We start from the raw sequence: 21,341 nt of genomic DNA on the forward strand, positions 1-21,341 counted from the left end.
GGGGGCGTCAGCGCGACGGCCGGTCTTTGCCGGTCTCCGCGTCCCTCGACGACGAAAGGCCGAGATGTCCGACACGACTCGCGCCCCCGCGGCGCACCTCACCCCGCCATCTCCGCGCCGCACCATGGCCCGGGCGGCTCACGGAGCCCCGCTGCGTTCGTGGCGCTCGGCTCCGATACACACACTCACACCCTGGCTGTTCCTGCTGATCCCCGTCGGGCTGCTGATCACGTTCACCTATGTACCGGTGGGCAACATGATCTACTACAGCTTCACCGACTGGGACGGGGTGAGCCCTGAGCGCCATCTCACCGGCCTGCGGAACTACACGGACCTCTTCACCCGTCCTGAGCTGTTCCGTGTGTTCTTCGTCAGCCTCTATTATCTGGCGGCGTCCGTGGTCCAGATCGCCGCGGCGCTCTACTTCGCCACGGTCCTCAGTTTCGACCTGCGGCTGCGTAACCTCTTCAAGGGGATTCTGTTCTTCCCCTACCTGATCAACGGCGTGGCCATCGGGTTCGCCTTCCTGTACTTCTTCCAGGACGGCGGCACCCTCGACACCCTTTTGTCGTGGTTCGGAGCAGGCTCGGACCATGCCTGGCTCGGTGATCCCCAATCGGCGAACATCTCGTTGGCCGGCGTCTCGGTGTGGCGGTTCACCGGGCTCAACTTCGTGCTCTTCCTCGGCGCCATCCAGTCGATCCCCGGTGAGCTCCACGAGGCCGCGGAACTCGACGGAGCCAACCGGTGGAAGCAGTTCCGTCACCTGATCCTTCCCGGGATCCGGCCCGTCATCAGCCTCAGCGTCATCCTCGCCGTCTCCGGCTCACTGTCAGTGTTCGAGATCCCCTACGTCATGACGGGCGGCGCCACGGGCACCTCCACCTTCGTCATCCAGACCGTCAAGCTGGCCTTCCAGTTCAACAAGACAGGTCTGGCGTCAGCCGCCGCCGTCGTCCTGCTTCTCATCGTCCTGTTGATCACGTGGCTGCAGCGCCTCCTCGTACCCGACGACAACGTGGACCTGGTATGAGCGACCTCGCCCGCCGTTCCCGACGGCCCTTCATCGCCCGGACGTTCGTCTACGCCTCACTGGTCCTCGCCACCCTCGTCGTCCTGATACCGCTCGCAGTCGTCCTCCTCACCTCCTTGAAGACTCCGCGTGAAGCCGCCGACAGTGGCCGGGCGTTGAGCTTGCCGCACAACTGGCTCAACCTGCACAACTACGCCACCGCCTTCACCGACGGCCACCTGCTCATGGCCTTCGGCAACACGGCCTTCATCCTTGCCTTCTCCATCACGGGCACAGTTCTGATCGGTTCCATGACCGCGTACGCCGTGGACCGCTTCGACTTCCGCGGCAAGCGGCTGGTGGTGGGCCTGTTCCTCATAGCCGCACTCGTCCCCGGCGTGACCACCCAGGTGGCCACCTTCCAAGTGGTGAACAGCTTCGGCCTGTTCGACACCCGTCTGGCCCCCATCCTGCTGTATACGGGGACGGACATCGTGTCGATCTACATCTTCCTCCAGTTCATCCGAGGTATCCCCCGGTCCCTGGACGAGGCCGCCCGCATCGACGGCGCGAACGCATTGACCATCTACTGGAAGATCATCTTCCCGCTCCTGAAGCCAGCGGTGGCAACCGTCGTCATCGTCAAGGGGATCACCGTGTACAACGACTTCTACATCCCCTTCCTCTACATGCCCTCCGAGGAACTGGGCACAATGTCCACCGCCCTCTTCCGGTTCAAGGGCCCCTTCGGCGCTCACTGGGAGGAAATCTCCGCCGGCACGGTCCTGGTCATCCTGCCCACGCTCACCGTCTTCCTCTTCCTCCAGCGGTACATCTACAACGGCTTCGCCCGGGGGGCCACGAAGTAGACCGAGCTCGCGTGGCACACCCTGGCTCAACTCGCCCAAGCCAACGCGAGCCGGGCGTGGTTGGTAGCCGTGACAGCGCGGCGCGCTGCTGCGGGCCACCGCCAGGATGGGACGACGGGAACCCTGGACGTCACACTGACGGAACCCAGGTTTCGACCACAACGTGGAATCCGGCGTCCAGGCCGTAGCGGGCGGTCAGGTCGATCAGGCCGATGTTCGCGGCACCGGGCCGGTCGCAGTCCCGGAGCACGATGCGGTGGAGGTTGTCCTGGCCGACCAGGGCCAGGCTGCAGCCGGACGGCTCACGCGGGCCGGCCGCGGCGGACGACTTCCTTGAGGCGCTGTTGCCACAGACCACGACCAGCCGGGTCTTTTCAGTGCCCACCATCAGGGCCCGCACGTTAATTCTTCTTTGGCGACCCGGACTCGCGCAGTACCTGCGCCCTGGACAGAACGGCACCCACGCAGGCCGCGGCCGCTCCGGAGCGAGCGGAGTGGCCGCTGCCTGCGTGATGGTCGGCGGACCATAACGGGCGTGGGCCCCGTGAGCGTCAGCGGGCCGTGCCGAAGTCCTGCGTCCAGTAGTTGCCGGGCTGCGCCACCCCCACACCGATCTCCTTGAAGCCGCAGTCCAGGATGTTGCGCTTGTGGCCGGCGCTGGCCATCCAGCCCGCCATGACCTGCTCGGGCGTGGAGTACCCGTACGCGACGTTCTCGCCGTAGGTGCTCCAGATGTAGCCCGTGCGCGTGATCCGCTGTCCCGGGTCGGACCCGTCGGAACCGGTGTGCGACATGGTGTTGCGGCTCGCCATGTCCGCGCTGTGGGCCTGGGCGGCCTGCGAGAGCTTCGCGTTCAGGGCGACCGGGGAGCAACCGACCTTGGCGCGCTCGCTGTTGACCAGGGCAACCACGCGGGCGACGGCGGCGGACGCGGGGGACGCTGTGCCTGCGGCGGGAGCCGTGATGGTGGGCGGCTTCGGTGCGGCGGTCGTCGAGGGGGGTACGGCGGTCGGCTTCGGCGCGGCGGCGGTCCTCGTCGGGGCGGGCGGGGTGGTCGCCTTCGAGACGGGCGCCTTGGACTTCTCCGGGGCGGGCGCCTCAGTCCTGGGAGAGGTCGTCGGCGAGGCCGAGGGCGAAGCCGTCGCCGTGGGCTTCGCGGTCCGGACGTCCCGCCCCCGGTGCCCGTCCCAGGACGCCTTCCTCCTGTCCGTCCGGTGGCCGTCCCAGGACGCCTTCCTCCCGTCCGTCCAGGGACCGCTGGACGTGGCGGTGATGGCCTCGGATCCTTCGTCGCCCATGCACGCCATGGCGGCCGACGGCACCGCCACCGCGCCCATCGCCAGGACGGCGACGACTATGGGCCGGCGGCGCGTCTTCCCGCCGTGCTTCCGGTGGTTCCTCATGCGGACCTCGTTCGGTCGACTCTCCTTGCGCCTCCAGCGGGCCCGGTTTCGCACAGACACTGCGCTTGACCTGCGGGGACGCCTTGCGGGCCGTCATTGTTAAAAGCTGCGGGAGTGCACGACAACAGGGGCTTCAACTACCTCGCCTAGTAGGCGAGGGCACCCTTGAAATCCGGCCCGGGATTGTGCCGGGCCACCGCGCCGGACGCCGACGGCGCCTCACACTCCGTCAGAAGGGCGGCAGAGGCGGTCCGGCGGCTCCATGCCGGCGACCCGGGCCGGTGACCCCGGCCGAGATGTCGCGTATGCCTGCTTCCATATGTCAGATCCGCCTATATCAGCCACATGCCACGTACTACCGCGACACGTTGATGAGGACCGGGCACGTGAGGGATGTCACTGACCTTCCCCCCAACCCTTTCGGTGCCCGACGTGCGGGGGGGGTGCAGTCAGGCCGCGGCGACCGTGCGCAGGAGCGCGTCGAGGCCGCCGGCGTAGATGCCGTGACGTCGTCGACCACACCGACCGCCAGGCCATCACCGCCGCCGCCAGCGACTGCCAGGCCGCCCCGGACGCCGAATGGCACCTCGCGACGCTGGGTGACGAACACGCCCTCGCCTCGGTCCCCGCGTAAAGGCAAGAGGACAGCACCGGGACATCTGGTGGAAGGCATCCACTGTGACGTGGATGCTGCCAGAACCGATGCTGAGCGCCCCCGTGCCCGACCCCGATCTACGGCCGGGCTGCGCTGCGGAGCCCAAGTGAGATGGTTCTCCAGACACTCTGCTGTGTCTCACCTACCTCTTCGCGAGACGCCGGATTGACAGACCGTGACAAGGCACCGGTGCGGTGCAGACGGACCGTTCTTCAACTGGAGTTCGATGTACCTGCGTAGCACCGAAAAGGAGAAACTGGCGGGGGAAACCCACCGAGTGGTCCGGCCAAGGCAGCGCTGGCGAAGAGAGGGAGCGCTGAGGCCATGGCGGCCGGCGTTGCGAGGAGATCGGATAGGCGGCCCTAGTGGGTGGTCCCCCACCGGGTGATGGCCGTTGCCTGGGTGAAAGTGAGGTGCCGCGAACCATCTCAGCCGCTATGGAGAGGGCGACCACTAGGACGGGCCGGGGACCAGCACGACGGCGGCTGTGGTGAGGTCCCCCAGGCGTAGATGCTGCCCACCTCTCCTGGGTGTCAGGGGCCGCTGGTAGCGCCGGCCCAGGTCCAGTCCCGGACTTCGGGCAGGTCCAGCCCGTGCGTGTCGATGTATCGGTTGTGCTCGACCAGCTTGTCTCGCATCTGCTGCTTCACGTAGTCACCTCTGGCGCCGAGTTGGGGCAGCCGGTCGATGACGTCCTGGACGAGGTGGAAGCGGCCAGACGGTTCTGCACCCGCATGTCGAAGGCCGTGGTGATCGTGCCCTCCTCGTCGTAGCCGCGCACGTGCAGGTTGCGGTTGGCACGGCGGTAGGTCAGCCGGTGGATCAGCGAGGGGTAGCCGTGGAACGGGAAGATGATGTGCTTGTCCTTGGTGAAGAGCGAGTCGTAGTCCCGGTCGCTGAGCCCGTGCGGATGTACGGTGTCGGGCTGCAGCTTCATCAGGTCGACGACGTTGACCACGCGGATCCGCAGGTCGGGCAGGTGTTCGCGCAGGATGGACACGGCGGCCAGCACCTCCAGAGCGGGGGTGTCCCCGCAGCAGGCCAGCACCACGTCCGGCTCACCGCCCTCGTCGTTGCTCGCCCACGGCCAGATGCCTGCACCTTGGGTGCAGTGCACGACCGCGTCCTCCATGGACAGCCACTGCGCCATCGCGCGCTTGCCCGCCACCACCACGTTCACGTAGTGCCGGCTGCGCAGGCAGTGATCCATGACGGACAGCAGGCGGTCTCCCCGGGCAGTGGGCCCATCGGCTGTACCTGACGCTACTCGCACCTCCTGCGCACTGTCAGGCCATCTCGTCCCAGCCTGGCGCCGAAGCCTGCGGGGGCTTGTGCGTGCTCATATCTACCGGCTTTCGAGGCTCCATCACGGCTGCCGTCGCGTCTCTGCCGGGTTCTCCTCCGAGCCGCCCATGTCCAGGCGGAACGGCGGATAGACGTCAGTCATCAGGGCGGCGTACGCGGCCACGCGCAGCACCCACCGATTGAGGCCCATGATCAGGTTGTACAAGTCCTTCGGGTACTGCGAGGTGAATGCGAGGGCGACGCCTGCGAAGAGGGTCAGGGCGCCGACAAGGCCACAGTCCCACCAGCGGAGGTGGGAGCCGCCGAGGAAGAAGCCGACGATGATGTACTGCGGAATGGCCAGCAGCCACCACTTCACCAGCACCAGGCCACGGGAGAGTCTCTCCGGGTAGACGATATCGAGCCGCGCCGGGTAGTCCGGTTCCTCACCGAGACTGAACGGCGGATACCGGTCGGTGCCGAGGGCGCCGTACGAGTAGTAGGCGACTCGCCAACTCCAACGCAGCACACCGACGTTGAAGTCGAAGAGCGGACGGGGGTATCGCTCGGTGAACAGAATGGCGAAAAACGCGATCACGCTCACCACGGTGAAGGCGATCCAGAGGAAGAACAGCACTACGTAGTGCGGAACTGCGAGGAGCCACTTCACGAGCCACAGCCACCGTGACAGCGGCGCGTCGAGATGTGCGCTCACTCGCACCGGACGGTCAGGCAACTTCATCGGAGTCGTCATGGTGATCAGCACCTTCCGCGCGCACCCGCGCGTCTCGTCATGAAGTCTTGTGTCCCCACTGCGGCCCGAGCCGTTCCCACTCGCGGGTCAACCGGCCGTAACGCCGCCGGTCCAGCCACCATCGAGCGAAGCCGCCGACGGCGAAGCCCAGGCCCCCCAGCGCCAGAGCAGCGCCGACGCCGAGCAGACCTACAGCCGCCGCTGTCGCGCCCGTGCTCGGAGGTGCCGTGGTCAGCCTTCCCTGCGCGGTCATCCAGATCACGACGTCCGATCCGGCCTTGTGACCGGCTTTCACGAGGGCGCGGCCGGTGTGCGAGGAGCCGTCCGGCGTGGTCCACCGCACCGTCGCCCGGACGTGGTCGTAGTCCGCGCCCCTGGCGGCGGAGCTTCCCGAGCGCGTGCTGTCGACCAGCACGGCGTGGATGGCGTGCCGGTCGTCACGGAGTCGGGAGAAAGACTCGTCGGCGGCACGGGCCGTCATCAGGCCGGCGAACGTGCCGCCGACCCCGAAGGCGATCCAGACGAGCAGCAGAAGCCACGCCTCGAAGACGTCGTCTCGACGGCGCAGGGGATTCCTCCGCCAGCGCCAGCCCCACTGCCTCGCACTGCGTGCTCCACGCATCGCACAGCACCTCCTCCGTACCCTCTCAGGGGAGCCCGTGTTCGGGACGGATGGCAGGGGCCGCCCGGTCCCGAGTGGGGACCGACCGGCCGGGCGGGCTTCTTCCCCATCAGCACGTGGTGGCCGGGTCATGAAGGGCCCTCCCCGGGATGGAACGTGCCTGAGACGATGCCGGCAGGCATCACAGCGGTTGCCCTTCAGGTTCAACAGGCAACCAGGTGGCGGCTGTTGTTCTCAGCCGGGCCGGCCTTGCATCGCACGGGTCACGGTTGAGGAATGACGACGACCGGGCACGGCGCGTGCTGCACGCAGTGTTGGCTGACCGAACCGAGCAGGATGCCTGAGAAGGTGCCGTGCCCCCGGCTGCCCAGGACGAGCAGTTGTGCGTTGCGCGCGGCGTCCATCAATACCTGCGCCGGGTGACCCTCGGCCACCCGGATCGACACCTGCGCAGGGTGGTCCATCTGGCCGCGTACCGTGTCGACAGTTTCCTGCAGGGCGTGTTCGGCGGTCTTGGCGAACTCGCCTCCTTCCGGCATCGAAGGGATCCAGCCGTAGCTGTACCCGTACACCTCGGGGTACTGCCAGGCGGCGATCGCTTCGACGGTGCTTCCGGTCAGCTTGGCTTGGGCCAGTCCCCATCGCAGGGCCGCCTGTGAGCCGGTTGATCCGTCGACTCCCACGACGACGGGCCGGGGCGTCTCGTCCGTGTGCTGGGGCATGTCGTTCTCCTGACGGTCGGTTGAGAACTGAGCAGACGTGCGAAGTGCGGCGTCGATCCGTCTGTGCCGGCCGTCGCTGGAGCACCGGAGACATACAGCAGCACGCTACGCACTTTCGCCGGACCGGCGGTCGGCCGACCGGCCCTACCACCGGGGCCAGTCGGCCCTGCCCGTCTCGCCTCGTGTATGCCTGCCGAGTGCAAGGCACAAGACGGGGACCGTTCGGCCCCAGCGCGCGCCGCAGGCAGCGAGCCACACTCGGAACACGGCACGACTGCCGAGTCAGCAGGACCCGCCGCTCCGGAGCCATTCGTCCCTACGGGCGCAGGAGCGCCGTCCGGCTTCCGCTTCCTTCGCGCTCCGGCTGGGGCACGAAGGGCAACAGGTCTCGTGCCCTAGCTGAGGAGCAACACATGGGAGTACTCATTTTCCTGATCATCGTGGTGGCCGTGCTGGTCATCGTGATGCTCGGCATGGCCATCAAGGTCGTCAAGCAGTTCGAGAAGGGGGTGCTGTTCCGCTTCGGTCGGCTGGTCGGCCCTCGCTCTCCCGGTCTGCGCTTCATCATCCCGTTCGTCGATGTCCTCCACCGGGTCTCACTGCGGATCGTCACGATGCCCATCCAGTCACAGGGCATCATCACGCGCGACAACGTCAGCGTCGACGTCTCGGCTGTGGCGTACTTCCGTGTGGTGGACGCGGTGAAGTCGGTGATCGCGATCGAGAACGTGCACGCGGCGATCAACCAGATCGCCCAGACCACCCTGCGCAAGGTCGTCGGACAGCACACGCTGGACGAGACGCTGTCGGAGACCGACCGCATCAACCTGGACATCCGCGAGATCCTCGACATCGCCACCGTCGAGTGGGGCGTCGAGGTCACCCTGGTCGAGCTCAAGGACATCCAGCTGCCGGACAGCATGAAGCGCGCGATGGCACGCCAGGCCGAGGCCGAGCGGGAGAAGAGGGCGAAGATCATCAACGCTCAGGGCGAGTCGCTGGCCGCAGCAGCGCTCGGGGACGCGTCGGACATCATGATGGACCATCCCCTGGCCCTCCAACTGCGCAATCTGCAGAGCCTGGTGGAGATCGGCGTCGACAAGAACACCACCGTCGTCTTCCCCGCCCCGCTGATGAGCACGATCGGCGAGCTCGGCTCCTTCCTCGCCCGCGAGTCCGCGGCCGCAGGCGCGGGCGCTGCGGCGACGCCGTCGCTGCCGCTGTCGCCGGCCGACCGCACTACGTCCGGCCCGGAGCCCGTATTGAACGGGGCGCCCATGCCGGTCTGATCAAGCGCGTCACCATGGTGGCCTGCCAGGACGAGCGTCCTGGCAGGCCACCATCACGGCCCGCGCCGGCGGCCCCCTTGTGCCCTGCTCGAATGGGGCTAGGGTGAAAGACAGGCGTCCTGGACCCCGGCGACTCACTGCCAGCTGACATGGATGCACCGACGTGGCTATGTTCGGCCACCCGGCGCTTCCCCAGCGGCCGCCGGCCCGATTCCGACTCTCGCCGTAGGCCACGTTCACACACGGCTGCGCTGCGCTGGGCCCCCACGATCCTGTGTCCCGAGGCAACAGCGGAGCAGGTGCTCTGGATCTTCGTCTCGCGAAGATCCGTACGCCTGCCTTTCACCGCGGCGCCGTGCCCTTTGCTTCCAAATTGAGGCACCATGCCTACCCCTCAGGTACTGACGGCGCATCCGCATGGCAGCCAAGCCCACGGACTGAGCGATGGGACGGGCGGATCCGGTAGCGTTCCGAGCGCGCGCATCGGACCGGACCGACCGCCTTGGCAGATCCACTCAGCCGCCGGACTCGGCCCCCGGAGTCGGCTGTGGTGACCACACCGGACAGGACCCGGGCGACGGACACGCCGCCCGGTGACCTCCAGATCGAGCATCTCCTCGCCCGCAGACGTTCGATCGTCGCCTGGTGCGACCGTCATCTGATGGCCATCCACGCGCTGTCCACCCTCATGACGGACGATCCCGGCGTTGTCGACGCGGCTTTGTCCGAGGTGCTCAACGATCCCGTGGAGCCTGCCCTCGGCTACCGTCAAGGAGACGATGATGCCCCGGCGGTGACCACCACTCAGCGAGCGCACTCGCAGCCCGCTCCCCCGCACCTGCCTGCTACACGCGACCACTGTCCCGACATGGCCGCCTCTCCGTACGACCGCATCGAACTGGCTCTGCACCTCGTCGGGGACCGCTCCTGCGCCGGTGTCTCCCGAATCCTGGGCGTCCCCGAACGCGCCGTCTTCGCCCGACTCCGGTCGGGGCTGTGGATGCTCTTCACCCCCTGCGACGGCGATTCCGGCAACATCAGGCTCCTTTGAATGGGTGGTCAGTCGCCAGAGCCTCGACGGTGCGGCCCCGCCGGGCACTCCTACGGACCGAGGCTCTCGAACTGTGGACCCGGAACGGTGTCTTTACGCCGGGACCTTCGGCCCATGGTGTGCGCCCCTCGGCCCTCGTCATCCGGGGTGAGGGTGAGGAGGCTGGTCGAGACCGGCACGCAGGCGCTGCCAACCGAAGGCGAGTCCCCCGATGGCCACCGTTCCCGTAACCAGTTCCCATGGCCTCAAGCCTGTCGTCGTCGGCGTCAGCCGGTCGGAGGCAAGCAAGGCCGGTGTTGCCTGGACCGCGGAGGAAGCAGTACTGCGGCATCTGCCGCTGCGCCTTGTCCACGCTCTCGAGTGGCCTCCGGGGGCAGAGCCCCATCCGCATGTGGCACACCCTCAGCGCACCTGGAGCGCTCATTTCCGCGCCGGCGGCGACATGGTGCTGCGGGAAGCTGCGGACCTCATTCGCGAGCGTCATCCAAATCTGGAGGTCGACGCCCAAACTGCCGACGGCCCGCGTGCCCGCGTGCTGGTCCAGCAGGGAGCGGATGCTGCCCTCCTGGTCGTTGGAGCGAAACCGCTCAACGTGGTGGAGCAGTTGTTCATCGTCTCTCCGCTGGGCGTCACGCTGACCGCGCATGCGGGGTGTCCGGTGGCGGTGATACGCCCGCCGCAGCCGGCGTCAGACGATCAGCGACAGCTAATCGTCGTCGGTGTCGACGGATCGGCCAACTCCCGGGAAGCCATGACGTTCGCCTTCGAGGAGGCCGCTCTGTCCGGTGCGCGTCTGAGGGTGGTTACGGTCCGCCATGTTCATCCCGGCCGTCCGGTAGGTGGCGAAGGGGAAGACGTGGAGAACGAGTCACGGGCCGAACTCTCGGAGGCGACCGCGGGCTGGCGGGAGAAGTACCCGGACGTGGAGATCGAGTACCGGGTGAAGTACGGACACCCGGCGCGGGCCCTCGCACACACGGCTTCGCACGCCCGGTGCCTGGTGGTCGGCTCCCGCGGGCTCGGAGGCTTTCGGGGCATGCTGGTCGGCTCGGTCAGCCACGTGCTCCTGCACCAGGCGACCTGTCCGCTGATCGTGATCCCCCCGCAGGGCGGGCCCGCCACGTACTGATCCGCCACTCCCGGTGTGCCCGCTTCTGTGGGCGCACCGGGCCTCGCCGGCGCGGTGACCGGTCACTCCGAGGAGACCTACAGTGCATCCGCCACAACCGTCCGCTCTGGCGCCGGAATCCGCGACCAACACCGGTCTGAGCGACGAGGAGGCGCATCGGCTCCTCGAACGTTGCGGACCCAACGAGCTCGGGGAGCAGAAGAAGACCACGCTCCGGTCCCGGATCTTCGCCCAGCTTCGTGATCCCCTGATTCTTGTGCTGCTGGTGGCGGCTGCCCTGACCGTGGCCACCGGGGACTTCGCCGACGCCGTAGTCATCTGCGTGGTCATCCTCTTCAACACCACGGTCGGTGTGGCACAAGAGGTACGAGCGGACAACGCGGTCGCCGCGCTCTCCGCCATGACCGCCCCCACCGCCCGCGTCACACGCGACGGCGTCGAACAGCAGATCCCGTCGTCCACCGTGGTCCCCGGTGACGCCCTCGTCCTGGGTGAAGGAGACATCATCCCCGCAGATGCGGCCCTCACGTACGCCGCTGCCCTGCTCGTGGACGAGTCCGCACTCACCGGAGAATCGGTGCCCGTCGACAAGGACACCCAAGCCACCGGCCCGCAGGCCGGCCAGTTGCAGGCTGGAACCGTCGTACTGCGCGGCAGGGCGACGGCGACCGTGACCGCCACCGGTGCCCACAGCGCCCTGGGCCGGATCGCCGCCTCACTGCATCCCCGACAGCAACTCACCCCGCTGCAAAAGCGGCTGGCCGGACTCGGACGCGTGCTGGCCCTCGTCACGGTAGGACTGTGCCTGCTCGTCCTGGCCCTCGGCCTCATACGCGGTCAGTCACTGGAAACCATGGCCGTCACGGCCATCAGCCTCACCGTCGCCGCAGTGCCCGAATCCCTGCCGGCCGTCGTCACCCTCGGGCTGGCACTGGGTGCCCGCAGGATGGCCGCACGCAACGCCGTGGTGCGCCGTCTGTCCGCTGTGGAGACACTCGGATCGGTGACCGTGCTGGCCACCGACAAGACCGGCACCCTGACCGAAGGCCGCATGGTCGTGGAGCGCGTGTGGACCCCGCAAGGCACCGCCACCCTGGGCGGCACCGGATACGCACCGGCCGGCGACCTCAAAGCCCTGGACCAGGACGAGAGTCACGCCTCAGGCAGCACCGAGGCGGCGCGAGAACTGCTCGTCGCAGCGGCGCTGTGCAACGACGCTTCCCTGATCCCGCCCGGAGCGGACAGCCCGCAGTGGTCGGCGCTCGGTGACCCCACCGAAGCCGCACTCCTGGCCGCCGCCGCGAAAGCGGGCTGTGCACACGATGACCTCGTCCGCATCCATCCACGAGTTGGCGAAATCCCCTTCGACAGCCTCCGCAAGCGCATGCTGACCGTACACAGCACCCCTTCGGGCACATTCGAGTCCTTCCTCAAAGGGGCGCCCGAAATGGTGCTCGACCGTGCACTGCTCGGAGACAGCCCGGCCCTGCTGGAGGAGGCTCGCCGTGAAGCTGCCGCGTTGTCCGCGCAGGGGTACCGGGTACTGGCGGTGGCATCCGGCAGCCTCGACACGGTTCCCGACCCCGTCGAGGACGCCGAGAGCGGACTGCGACTCCTCGGTCTGACCGCCATCAGCGACCCGCCCAAACCGACCGCGATCACCACCGTGGAAGCCTGCCGACGCGCGGGGATCACCCCCGTCCTCATCACCGGAGACCACCCGGCCACAGCCCGCGCGATCGCAATCCGCGTGGGCATCCTCACCGGGGACAAGGACGCCGAATCAGCCCATCGCATCACCACCGGGGCGGAATTCGCCGCCGGACACGTACCGGACCTGACCGCGGTCAGAGTGTTCGCCCGGACCACCCCGCAGCAGAAACTCGACATCATCCAGGCCTGGCGGGACCGCGGCGACGTCACCGCGATGACGGGCGACGGAGTCAATGACGGGCCGGCCTTGAGACAGTCGGACATCGGCGTGGCGATGGGCCGCCGAGGTACCGAAGTGGCCCGACAGGCAGCAGACCTCGTCCTTGCCGACGACGAACTGCCCTCGGTGATCTCAGCGGTGGAGGAGGGACGTCGCGTCTACGCCAACATCCGGCGCTTCCTGGTCTACGCCCTGGCCGGTGGAGCGGCGGAAATCCTGGTCATGCTCGCCGGACCACTGTTCGGCCTCGCCCTCCCCCTGCGTGCGGGACAGATCCTCTGGATCAACCTGCTGACCCATGGCCTGACCGGCGTCGCGATGGGCGCCGAACCCGTGTCCCCGGATGCCATGCGCCAGCCCCCCAAGCCGCCTCAGCAGCACATCCTCGGTGACGGGCTCTGGCAACGAGTACTGCGCCTGTCGCTGCTGGTGACCGCCACCAGCCTTACCGCGAGCCTGTGGGTCCGCCACTCCGGCGGACCGTGGCAGACCGTGCTCTTCCTTGCACTCCTGGCCGCTCAGCTCGGCGTGTCCCTCGGCCTCAGGGAGAGGCTGTTCACCCGCCGCAACCTGTACCTCCCCGCTGCCGTCGCTGTCGCCGCAGGGCTCGGCATGGCGGCGGTCTACGTACCGTTCCTCGCCGACATCCTGGAGACCTCACGACCCACCGGGACCGGCCTGGCACTGGCGGCAGTCGCCGGCCTCGTCGGGTTCGCAGCGGCACGCACCGAGGCCCTATGGAGTAGAACCCGCCGGCCGAACCACCGCCCGTCTGCACAGGGACCCAAATGAAGTCCCAAGCCCGTAGACGCTGTTGACCACGCGAGGACGGATGCTCTTCGCCAGCGGGGCCGTCGGCCATGGTCGCCCGACCGACATGACAGTTCGGAACGCGGCCAGTGAGATCCCCCTCCCCGTGCGGTACCAGCAGGCTGATGACGACCATCATCGCCCCCGAGCACCTGCCGTTCTGGCGAGCCGAGCATGCCTCCCTGACCAAACTGCGCAGCCTTCCTGCACTCCCAGCAAACCGAAGGGCGCTGATCGACCACCAGATCCGCGACGTCGAGAACGCGCTCGCGAAGGCGCGTGAACAGTGACGGCCACGGCCCAACCCGGACTCTCCTCCGCGACGGAGAAGGCTCTTCGCGACGCGATGGAAAGGCTCTTCGCAGGCCAGCCCATCCGCACCGACGGCGAGCTCACCAAGCAGAACCTCTGGCGCGAAGCAGCGTCAGCCGCGCCACCATGAACCGGGCAACCGCAGTGCTGACCGACTGGAACAACCGCGTCAACCAGAGCACGGCAAGCAAGCACGATCAGGCTCAGGTTGCGGAGATCACCCGCCTGCGCAGCCAGTTGCGAAACAACCGACGCGAACGACAGCGACTCCAGGACGAAGTTGACGCAGCAGCAACAGTCGTCGCGGCTCTGGCCGCCGAGAACGCGGCACTTCGCGAACAAGCCGCCCACCGCGCAGCCGTCGTGATCCCCCTCAACAGGGCACACTCCACGCAAGACTGACATCGCCAACCTGTCTCATGAGACATCGCAAAGTCTGGTGAAGGACGGATTCCGAGCCCTGGTCTCCGTCGCGGAGGGTGACCGCACAGCCCGGACGCCGCCCGCCCTCGAGGGTGTGCCGGCGGCTGGGCAGCAGCACGGCCTGCCCGCCGGCGGGCTCGTCACCGAACTGCGGGCGCGCACCTCGGTCAGCCACCACGCCGGCAGCCGGTCCACCCCGTCGATGGCCGGCACCATGTCGGCGGCTACGCCAGGGCGCGGTCGACGTCGCCGAGCTCCGGTGGATCGATCCCCCGATGCCCGGAGTATGTCTCTTTTCAGCCATTCCCCCATAACGCCCCTGTACGGAAAGGTACTTCCGTACAGGAGCACGCGCCTGACATCTTGCATCCACCACTCGTTTCGTACGGCCCCGCCGGTGCCCTCGGCACGGCCGGGCTGTCTCCGGAGGACGCATTGATACCCCACACATCCAGCCGGACTAGACGCACGCTGGTCCTGGCGGCCACGCTCGGCGCCGCCCTCGCGTTCGGTGCCCCGGGCGCCCTCGCGGGCACGCTCCCCGTCGGCCCCTCCACCGCGCCGGCCGCCAAGGCCCACGCTCCGGCCGCCGTGCCGGCTTCCCAGAGTGCGGCCTGGGTGGCCGGCACGCGTGCCTACCTCGTGATCACCGCCCCCGGTGACAGTTCGGCGGTCCGCTCCGCGATCGCGGCCAACGGCGGCACCGTCTTCTCGAACTTCGACGCCATCGGCGTGATCGTCGCCCACTCGGCGTCCAGCGAATTCGCCGCCACCATGCGCGGCGTCGCCGGCGTGCAGCAGGTCGGCGCCACGCGCACCTCGGACGTCCCGGCCGACGCCTACAACCCGGCGCTCCCGGCCAATCCGGCCCAGGCCTCGACCCCGGCCGGAGAACCGGTCCGGGCCGACATGAGCCAGATCAAGGCCGACCAGGCCTGGGCCGTGAACCCGGGCTCCGCCTCCGTCACGGTCGGCATCCTCGACACCGGTGTGGACGACCAGCACCAGGACCTGGCGCCCAACTTCAACGCGGCCGACTCGGTCTCCTGCGCCTACGGCAAGCCCGACACCCGGGTCGGCGCCTGGCGGGACGTCGACACGCACGGCACCCACGTAGCGGGCACCATCGCCGCCGCCAAGAACGGCAAGGGCGTCGTCGGCGTGGCCCCGGGGGTGAAGATCTCCGCGGTCCGGGTCGCTGAGCCGGGCAATTCCTTCTTCTTCGCCGAGAACACCATCTGCGGCTTCGTCTGGGCCGGTGACCACGGCTTCAAGGTCACCAACAACAGCTACTACACGGACCCGTGGCAGTTCAACTGCCCGGACAACATCGACCAGGCCGCCATCATCGAGGGCGTCAAGCGCGCCCAGGAGTACGCCGAGGGCAAGGGCTCCCTCCAGATCGCCGCCGCGGGCAACGAGAACTACGACCTCGCCCACAAGACGACCGACTCCGCGAGCCCGAACGACTCGACGCCGGTCACCCGCACGATCACCAACGCCTGCCTCGACATCCCGACCGAGCTGCCGGGCGTGGTCACGGTCGCGGCCAACGGCACGGGTGTCACCAAGGCCTCGTTCTCCAACTACGGGCAGGGCGTCATCGACGTCGCGGCGCCGGGCAGCAGCGTGTACTCCACCGTCCCCGGCGGCGGCTACGGCAGCAAGAGCGGTACCTCGATGGCCACCCCGCACGTCGTCGGCGTGGCGGCACTCATCGCCAGCGCCAACCCGGGCATCACCCCGGCGCAGATCCGCGCCAAGCTGGCCGCCCAGGCCAACGACATCGCCTGCCCCTCGGACAGCCGCTGCACGGGCACGACGGCCAACAACGCGTTCTTCGGCGAAGGACAGGTCGACGCACTCAAGGCCGTCGGGACCACCCCGCCGCCCGGTAAGTACTTCGAGAACCTCGCGGACTTCGCCGTCAACGACAACGCGACCGTGGAGAGCCCCATCGCCGTAACCGGCGTGACCGGCAACGCCCCGGCTACCCTCAAGGTGGGTGTGGACATCAAGCACACCTACATCGGTGACCTGAAGGTCGACCTGGTGGCGCCGGACGGCACTGTCTACACGCTGCACAACCACGCCGGCGGCAGCGCCGACAACATCGCCCAGACCTACACCGTAAACGCCTCCTCGGAGGTCGCGAACGGCACCTGGAAGCTGCGCGTCAACGACAACGCCGCCTCCGACACGGGCAAGATCGACGCCTGGAACCTGACCTTCTAGCGCAGGGCCCGGCAACGCCCGCGTACAACACGCACCGCGCCGGCGACAGCTCCTTGCCCGCGACCACGGACAAGGCGGCTGCGGCCTGTTCGGCCAGGGCTGCGAACTGCTGGGTGGCAGAGGGCATATGGGCCTCGGCGGCGGTAAACGCCGCGGTCGGGGCCCATATGCCGGAGCCGTCCAGGAACGCCGCGAACGGCCTGGGGCCGGCGTCCAGCTCACCGTGCACCTCCCTGAGGAGCTGCAGGGCCGTGTCCGCGCTGCCCGTACGGGCAGCGGGGCCGCGGCTGCGCGCGCCGCGGCCCCGAGGAGTGCCGGCCCGCTCGACCTGCTGACACCCGCGCGGCGGCGCAAAGGGCGCGGCCGAGGGTCTGACCGGCGCCCCCGAAGGTCTGTCCGGCGGCATCGAGCCGCGGCAGGATCACCCGGCGACCTGATGGAAGTGCACACCCGTCCCGCCGCTGCAGGGAGTCGGCACTGGCGGCAATGACCTTCTGAGTCAGCGGGACTGACGTCTCGTCAGCACTTGCGGCTGAGCCTGGTCCCAGTGGAGCGGCGAGTCGTGGGTGCCCCCGGTGGGCGAAGTGCCGGGTTCTCCGCATCAGCAATCCTCGGGAAGCGCCGACCGCCTGGACGTAGGCTTCGCTCAGCACGGACACGGCGGGGGACGGAGCACATGGCGGCTGAGACAGCACACAGATGGGGTTCGGCCCTCGATTCGGTCGTGGTGTACGCGCAGGGCGCGATCTGCCGCCGCCTGGCGCGGGGCAGCGTGCCGCCGGGCGGGCGCGTGCGGGTGACGGGACTGCCGCGCTCGCTGGACCCGGGGTCCTTGCGGGCTCGCATCACGGGTGCCCCCGGGGTACGCGTCGTCGAGGCACGGGTGGAGATCGAGGCCGAGCCGCTCGGCGCCGCCGTTCCCGACGCGTTGCAACGCGAGGTCGAGCGGCTGCGGGAGGAGTACGCGGCGGCGCAGGCGCGCCACGACCGGCAGCTGACGCTGATCGGGGAGGTCAGGTCGCTGCACCCGGTCCCGCCGGTCCGCAGGCGCGACGACCCGCACCGCCGCACCCCGGTCGACGCGTGGCTCGAGCTCGCCGCGTTCGTCGACGAGCGGCTGACCAGGCTGCACACCCGTCTCGCCGACCTGGAGAAGGAGCGGGCCGACGTCGAGCACGCGCTCCATGCCGCCGTCGACCGGTTCGCCCGCGCCTCCACCGACGCTGCGCCCGCGCACGTGGAGACCACGGTCTCGGCGGTGGTGACCTTCGACGGCACCGGTGACGCGGAAGTGGAGCTGGAGTACGCGGTGCCGGGCGCGGTCTGGGTACCGGCCTACCGCCTCACCCACCGTCAGAACGACAGCAGCGGCCGTCTGGTGCTCCGCGGCTCCATCGCCCAGCGCACCGGCGAGGACTGGACCGGCGTACGTATCGCTCTGGCCACCGCCGACCTGCGGCGCCGTACAGACCTGCCCAGGCTGCGCTCCCTGCGGATCGGGCGCCGTCAGCCCTCCCCGACGCCCTCCGGCTGGCGCGAGCCGCCGACGGGCCTGGCCGACCTCTTCGCCGGGTACGACGGAGCGAGCCCCCGGCCCGCCACGACCAGTGCTTCCTTCACTGTCGGGGGCGGCACCATCGCCGCGGCGGGCGGCTTCGCGTCCGCTCCCGTTCCACCGCCACCGCCACCGCCATCGCCATCGCCATCGCCATCGCCATCGCCATCGCTGCAGGGCTACGGCCAGCCGCCGACCGCGTCGTCGCCGACACCCCAGGGATACGGAGCACCACCGTCCGCGCCCGCACCCGGCAGCGCATACCCGGAGGTGTTCGACACCGGCCTGGGCGACTTCGCGCAGGCGGTCCCGTCCCGACCGGGCGGCAGGCCGCGTGCCGGCGGCCGCTCCCTCCCGCCGGCCGCAGCCATGCCACCCGCGGCCTCTGGCCGCCAGGCCGCGCCGTCGGCACCCGCGGCCCCTGCGTGGCCCACCCCACCGCCGGAAGCCGCGGCGCCGGCGTCCGGTCCGCCGCAGCCGAGCGGTGCCGAACTCGACTACACCGCCCTCGTCCTGAGCGGCCCAGAGGAGCAGGACGAGCGCCGGGGCCGGCTGTTCGCCGACTCCGCCTTCGACCCGGTGGCGGCCGAGTACCGCCGCCGCGCCGAAGCGGTGGCGTCGCTGCCGCTGCCCGGGCACGCCGTGCGGCCCCGCGAGTCGGCTGGTTCCTTCGACCACCGCTTCGACGCCCTCGCCCGCGCGGACGTCCCCTCGGACGGCACCTGGCACACCGTCAGCATCGGAGAGATCCCGGTCGGACTGCGCACCGAGTACCGCTGCGTGCCGTCCGTGGAGCAGACCGTCTATGCGACGCTGGCGCTCGACAACTCCACCGACCAGGCCCTGCTGGCCGGACCGGTGGAGGTCACCGCCGGAGACGACTTCCTGCTGACCGCCGCCTTGCCCACGCTCGCCCCTGGCGGTGTCTGCCGGGTGGGGCTCGGCCCTGCGGAGGGCATCCGGGTCACCCGTCGTACGAACCTGCACGAGTCGACCTCAGGGCTGCGCGGCACGACCACGGTGCTCGATCACCGTGTCCACGTGGAGCTGGCCAGCCGGCTCGCCGGACCCGTCACCGTCGAGGTCCTCGAGCGGGTCCCGGTCGCCTCCGACACGGACGTCCGGATCGAGGAACGGGCCGACTGGACCACGCCCCCGGACGACGCGGAGGGGGAACACCACGCCCCTGGGACACGCATCTGGCGCGTGGACCTGCCCGCCGGCGCCACCACCGCCCTCGACGGCGGCTACGAGATCCGTATCCCGTCCGCCAAGGCCCTGGCCGGCGGCAACCGCAGGAGCTGACACACCCCATGTCCACGGCACCGGAGCCGATCCCTCTCCCCGTCACCGCCGTCACCTGCCTGGAGGACCGCGCCCACGTCGAGCGCACCGCCGTGCTCGACCTCGAGGCCGGAGTCCAGCGGCTGCGTCTGGGGCCCGTCAGCGCACTGGCCGTCGACCGTACGCTGCACGCCGAGCTGACAGCCGAACACCCGGCCGACGTCCTCGACGTGCGGATCGTCCGTGGCTGGACGCCGCGCGGGCCCCGGCCCGGCGACGACGACTCCGCCCTGCGGCACCGGGTGCACGCTCTCGAGGAGGACCTGGTCGCCCTGAGGCGGCAGCACGACCGCCTCCAGGCCCGGCTCGACACACTCGGTCGTCTCGCCGCCGATCTGCTCCGGGAGGTCGGCGAAGGCGCCGGCTACGGAGAGGCCGACGCGCGACGCTGGACCCGCGAACTGGACCGTGTGGACGATGAGCGCGGCTCCTACGGCGAGCAACTACAGGCCGTGGAAGCCCGCCTGGAATCCCTCGGCGTCGAACTCGCCACAGCTCAGCGAGCCTTGACCCAGACCGAGGAGGAGCCCGCAGAACTGACCGGCCACATCGAGCTGACCGTGGAAGCCACGGCCGCCGGGCCTGCCGAGCTGCGCCTGAGCCACCTCATCGCGTGTGCGTTGTGGCGGCCCGCCTACCGCGCCGTACTCGACGGGGAACGCCTCACGCTGGAGACCGAGGCGACCGTCTGGCAGCGCACCGGCGAAGACTGGTCGGACGTACGGTTGACGCTGTCGACAGCCCGCTCGTCGCTGGCCACCGATCCGCCCCGGCTGAGCGAGGACCGGCTCACGCTCCAGGACCGCACCTCGCTGGAGCGCAAGACCGTCGACGTCGAGCTGCGCGAGGAGGACATCGCGGACCTCGGCCCGGCCCCCGTGCTCGGCCTGCCAGGAGTGGACGACGGCGGCGAGGTACGGGTGCTGCACTCCCCCGCACCGGTCACGGTGCCCTCGGACGGCCGCGCCCACCGCGTGCCGCTGTCCGCCTTCACCACGACCGCGAGCAGCGAGTACGCCTGCGCACCCGAACTGTCCCCGCTGGTGACCCAAGTGGTGCGGTTCGACAACCTGTCCGGCCACGCCCTGCTCGCCGGCCCCGTCGAGCTCGTCCTCGGCAACCAGTTCAGCGGCCGCGGCACCCTGGACTTCACCGCTCCTGGTGCCCCCGTCGAGCTCGCTTACGGCAGCCGCGACGACCACCGGGTCACCCGGCACACCGAAGAGACCCGTGACACCTCCGCGATCACTCAACGCACCGTGCTCACCCGCACCGTCCGCCTTCACCTGTCCCGCTTCTCCACCCCCGCCGAACACGGCGAACGCGTGATCGTCCTCCGCGAACGGATCCCGGTCTCCGAGATCTCGGCGGTGCAGACACGCCTGCGCGAAGAGGCCTGCTCCCCCGCCCCGGACACGCTCGACTCCGACGGCATCGCCCGCTGGAACCTCTCGGTCCCACCCGGCGGCCGACGCACAGTCACCCTGGTCTACGAGCTGTCAGCCAATGCCAAGGTGACCGGGCTCTGAACCCTGACGGTGATTCCCCGTAGTTGAGCAATTTCACGTTGACATCCTCCCCCTCTTAAAAGAGGGGGATTCCAACCCGGCTGGGTTGGGGTTCACGGACGTCCGACCGCTGTTCGGGCGGTGTCGTCCCTCCGGTACTCGGCAGTCTTCTGCTCGCTTCCCTTCGGGGCGCGTGCGGCACGTCGCTGGTGTTTACGGACCTGCGCGCGTTTCGGTAGGTGACGCGGAACGTCTTGTTGCAGACCCACATCCGCAGCGACTCCGCGGTGATGCCAAGGTCCGCAGCCACCGCCGCGTACGTCCGCATGCCTGCCGCAGCGCGGTAGAGCGCAACGGCATCCTTCCTAAGCTCCTCCGGATACGGAGACTTGCGTCCCACCTGGACCTCCCTCCCTGGAGCATCAAGATCC

General features: G+C 69.3%; 15 protein-coding genes and 4 pseudogenes. 12 read left to right on the forward strand and 7 right to left on the reverse strand.

Translation table 11 applies throughout. From position 1 onward, the window contains the following. Positions 1-64: 64 nt before the first annotated feature. Entirely contained in the window at positions 65-1,033 is a 969-nt protein-coding gene (locus ACF07B_RS20320; protein WP_392179904.1) for a carbohydrate ABC transporter permease, read from the forward strand. Continuing rightward, the gene (locus ACF07B_RS20325) at positions 1,030-1,881 is read left to right on the forward strand and encodes a carbohydrate ABC transporter permease (protein ID WP_392179905.1); all 852 of its coding nucleotides are present in this window, start codon (positions 1,030-1,032) and stop codon (positions 1,879-1,881) included. Before ACF07B_RS20320 ends, ACF07B_RS20325 begins: the two co-directional genes overlap by 4 nt. A 151-nt stretch (positions 1,882-2,032) precedes the next feature. Here the strand turns inward: ACF07B_RS20325 and ACF07B_RS20330 are convergent. Both ACF07B_RS20330 and ACF07B_RS20335 read right to left on the reverse strand, forming a co-directional pair. Next, positions 2,033-2,269: pseudogene (locus ACF07B_RS20330) on the reverse strand (kinase); the annotation flags it as partial. Between the two features lie 163 nt (positions 2,270-2,432). Beyond that, the gene (locus ACF07B_RS20335) at positions 2,433-3,284 is read right to left on the reverse strand and encodes a CAP domain-containing protein (protein ID WP_392179906.1); all 852 of its coding nucleotides are present in this window, start codon (positions 3,282-3,284) and stop codon (positions 2,433-2,435) included. A 505-nt stretch (positions 3,285-3,789) separates the two neighbouring features. On the opposite strand from ACF07B_RS20335, the pseudogene ACF07B_RS20340 reads away from it, so the two are divergent. Further along, a pseudogene (locus tag ACF07B_RS20340) lies at positions 3,790-3,918 on the forward strand (thioredoxin-disulfide reductase); the annotation flags it as partial. Positions 3,919-4,472: 554 nt separating this feature from the next. Here the strand turns inward: ACF07B_RS20340 and ACF07B_RS20345 are convergent. The 4 genes and pseudogenes from ACF07B_RS20345 to ACF07B_RS20360 form a co-directional block, all read right to left on the reverse strand. Beyond that, positions 4,473-5,161 (reverse strand): annotated as a pseudogene (locus tag ACF07B_RS20345) (phosphoketolase); the annotation flags it as partial. Positions 5,162-5,305: 144 nt separating this feature from the next. Next, a complete protein-coding gene (locus tag ACF07B_RS20350) occupies positions 5,306-5,977 on the reverse strand; it encodes a DUF4389 domain-containing protein (RefSeq protein ID WP_392179907.1) in 672 nt (223 codons plus the stop codon). Positions 5,978-6,014: 37 nt separating this feature from the next. Next, a complete protein-coding gene (locus ACF07B_RS20355) occupies positions 6,015-6,599 on the reverse strand; it encodes a hypothetical protein (protein ID WP_392179908.1) in 585 nt (194 codons plus the stop codon). A 263-nt stretch (positions 6,600-6,862) separates the two neighbouring features. Next, the gene (locus tag ACF07B_RS20360) at positions 6,863-7,321 is read right to left on the reverse strand and encodes a universal stress protein (RefSeq protein ID WP_392179909.1); all 459 of its coding nucleotides are present in this window, start codon (positions 7,319-7,321) and stop codon (positions 6,863-6,865) included. A 413-nt stretch (positions 7,322-7,734) separates the two neighbouring features. Here ACF07B_RS20360 and ACF07B_RS20365 point away from each other — a divergent pair, with 413 nt between their 5' ends. The 9 genes from ACF07B_RS20365 (at position 7,735) to ACF07B_RS20405 (ending at position 20,931) form a co-directional block, all read left to right on the forward strand. Further along, positions 7,735-8,610, forward strand: a complete 876-nt coding sequence (locus ACF07B_RS20365; protein ID WP_392179910.1) for a slipin family protein — start codon at positions 7,735-7,737, stop codon at positions 8,608-8,610. 550 nt (positions 8,611-9,160) lie between these two features. Next, positions 9,161-9,661 carry a hypothetical protein gene (locus ACF07B_RS20370; RefSeq protein ID WP_392179911.1) on the forward strand — a complete coding sequence of 167 codons (501 nt, stop codon included), beginning with the start codon at positions 9,161-9,163 and terminating at the stop codon, positions 9,659-9,661. Positions 9,662-9,872: 211 nt separating this feature from the next. Next, positions 9,873-10,790: a universal stress protein gene (locus ACF07B_RS20375; RefSeq protein ID WP_392179912.1), complete on the forward strand. Its 918-nt coding sequence runs from the start codon at positions 9,873-9,875 to the stop codon at positions 10,788-10,790. Positions 10,791-10,872: 82 nt separating this feature from the next. Then, entirely contained in the window at positions 10,873-13,515 is a 2,643-nt protein-coding gene (locus ACF07B_RS20380; RefSeq protein ID WP_392179913.1) for a cation-translocating P-type ATPase, read from the forward strand. Positions 13,516-13,658: 143 nt separating this feature from the next. Further along, positions 13,659-13,823, forward strand: a complete 165-nt coding sequence (locus ACF07B_RS20385; protein ID WP_392179914.1) for a hypothetical protein — start codon at positions 13,659-13,661, stop codon at positions 13,821-13,823. 148 nt (positions 13,824-13,971) lie between these two features. Next, positions 13,972-14,247, forward strand: coding sequence for a hypothetical protein (locus ACF07B_RS20390; RefSeq protein WP_392179915.1), 276 nt, complete (start codon positions 13,972-13,974; stop codon positions 14,245-14,247). A gap of 456 nt (positions 14,248-14,703) precedes the next feature. Continuing rightward, positions 14,704-16,503: a S8 family serine peptidase gene (locus tag ACF07B_RS20395; protein WP_369480427.1), complete on the forward strand. Its 1,800-nt coding sequence runs from the start codon at positions 14,704-14,706 to the stop codon at positions 16,501-16,503. Between the two features lie 676 nt (positions 16,504-17,179). Further along, positions 17,180-19,363 carry a DUF4139 domain-containing protein gene (locus ACF07B_RS20400; RefSeq protein WP_392179916.1) on the forward strand — a complete coding sequence of 728 codons (2,184 nt, stop codon included), beginning with the start codon at positions 17,180-17,182 and terminating at the stop codon, positions 19,361-19,363. An 8-nt stretch (positions 19,364-19,371) separates the two neighbouring features. Then, entirely contained in the window at positions 19,372-20,931 is a 1,560-nt protein-coding gene (locus tag ACF07B_RS20405) for a mucoidy inhibitor MuiA family protein (protein ID WP_392179917.1), read from the forward strand. A gap of 202 nt (positions 20,932-21,133) precedes the next feature. Here the strand turns inward: ACF07B_RS20405 and ACF07B_RS20410 are convergent. Then, positions 21,134-21,310 (reverse strand): annotated as a pseudogene (locus tag ACF07B_RS20410) (transposase); the annotation flags it as partial. Between the last annotated feature and the right edge of the window lie 31 nt (positions 21,311-21,341).

It is taken from the genome of Streptomyces sp. NPDC015532, from assembly GCF_043078065.1.
Classification (GTDB): domain Bacteria; phylum Actinomycetota; class Actinomycetes; order Streptomycetales; family Streptomycetaceae; genus Streptomyces.

Coding starts and splice junctions, on each gene's coding strand:
- ACF07B_RS20320 (WP_392179904.1), top strand. CDS start 65: ATGTCCGACACGACTCGCGCCCCCGCGGCGCACCTCACCCCGCCATCT.
- ACF07B_RS20325 (WP_392179905.1), top strand. CDS start 1,030: ATGAGCGACCTCGCCCGCCGTTCCCGACGGCCCTTCATCGCCCGGACG.
- ACF07B_RS20335 (WP_392179906.1), bottom strand. CDS start 3,284: ATGAGGAACCACCGGAAGCACGGCGGGAAGACGCGCCGCCGGCCCATA.
- ACF07B_RS20350 (WP_392179907.1), bottom strand. CDS start 5,977: ATGACGACTCCGATGAAGTTGCCTGACCGTCCGGTGCGAGTGAGCGCA.
- ACF07B_RS20355 (WP_392179908.1), bottom strand. CDS start 6,599: ATGCGTGGAGCACGCAGTGCGAGGCAGTGGGGCTGGCGCTGGCGGAGG.
- ACF07B_RS20360 (WP_392179909.1), bottom strand. CDS start 7,321: ATGCCCCAGCACACGGACGAGACGCCCCGGCCCGTCGTCGTGGGAGTC.
- ACF07B_RS20365 (WP_392179910.1), top strand. CDS start 7,735: ATGGGAGTACTCATTTTCCTGATCATCGTGGTGGCCGTGCTGGTCATC.
- ACF07B_RS20375 (WP_392179912.1), top strand. CDS start 9,873: ATGGCCACCGTTCCCGTAACCAGTTCCCATGGCCTCAAGCCTGTCGTC.
- ACF07B_RS20385 (WP_392179914.1), top strand. CDS start 13,659: ATGACGACCATCATCGCCCCCGAGCACCTGCCGTTCTGGCGAGCCGAG.
- ACF07B_RS20390 (WP_392179915.1), top strand. CDS start 13,972: ATGAACCGGGCAACCGCAGTGCTGACCGACTGGAACAACCGCGTCAAC.
- ACF07B_RS20400 (WP_392179916.1), top strand. CDS start 17,180: ATGGCGGCTGAGACAGCACACAGATGGGGTTCGGCCCTCGATTCGGTC.
- ACF07B_RS20405 (WP_392179917.1), top strand. CDS start 19,372: ATGTCCACGGCACCGGAGCCGATCCCTCTCCCCGTCACCGCCGTCACC.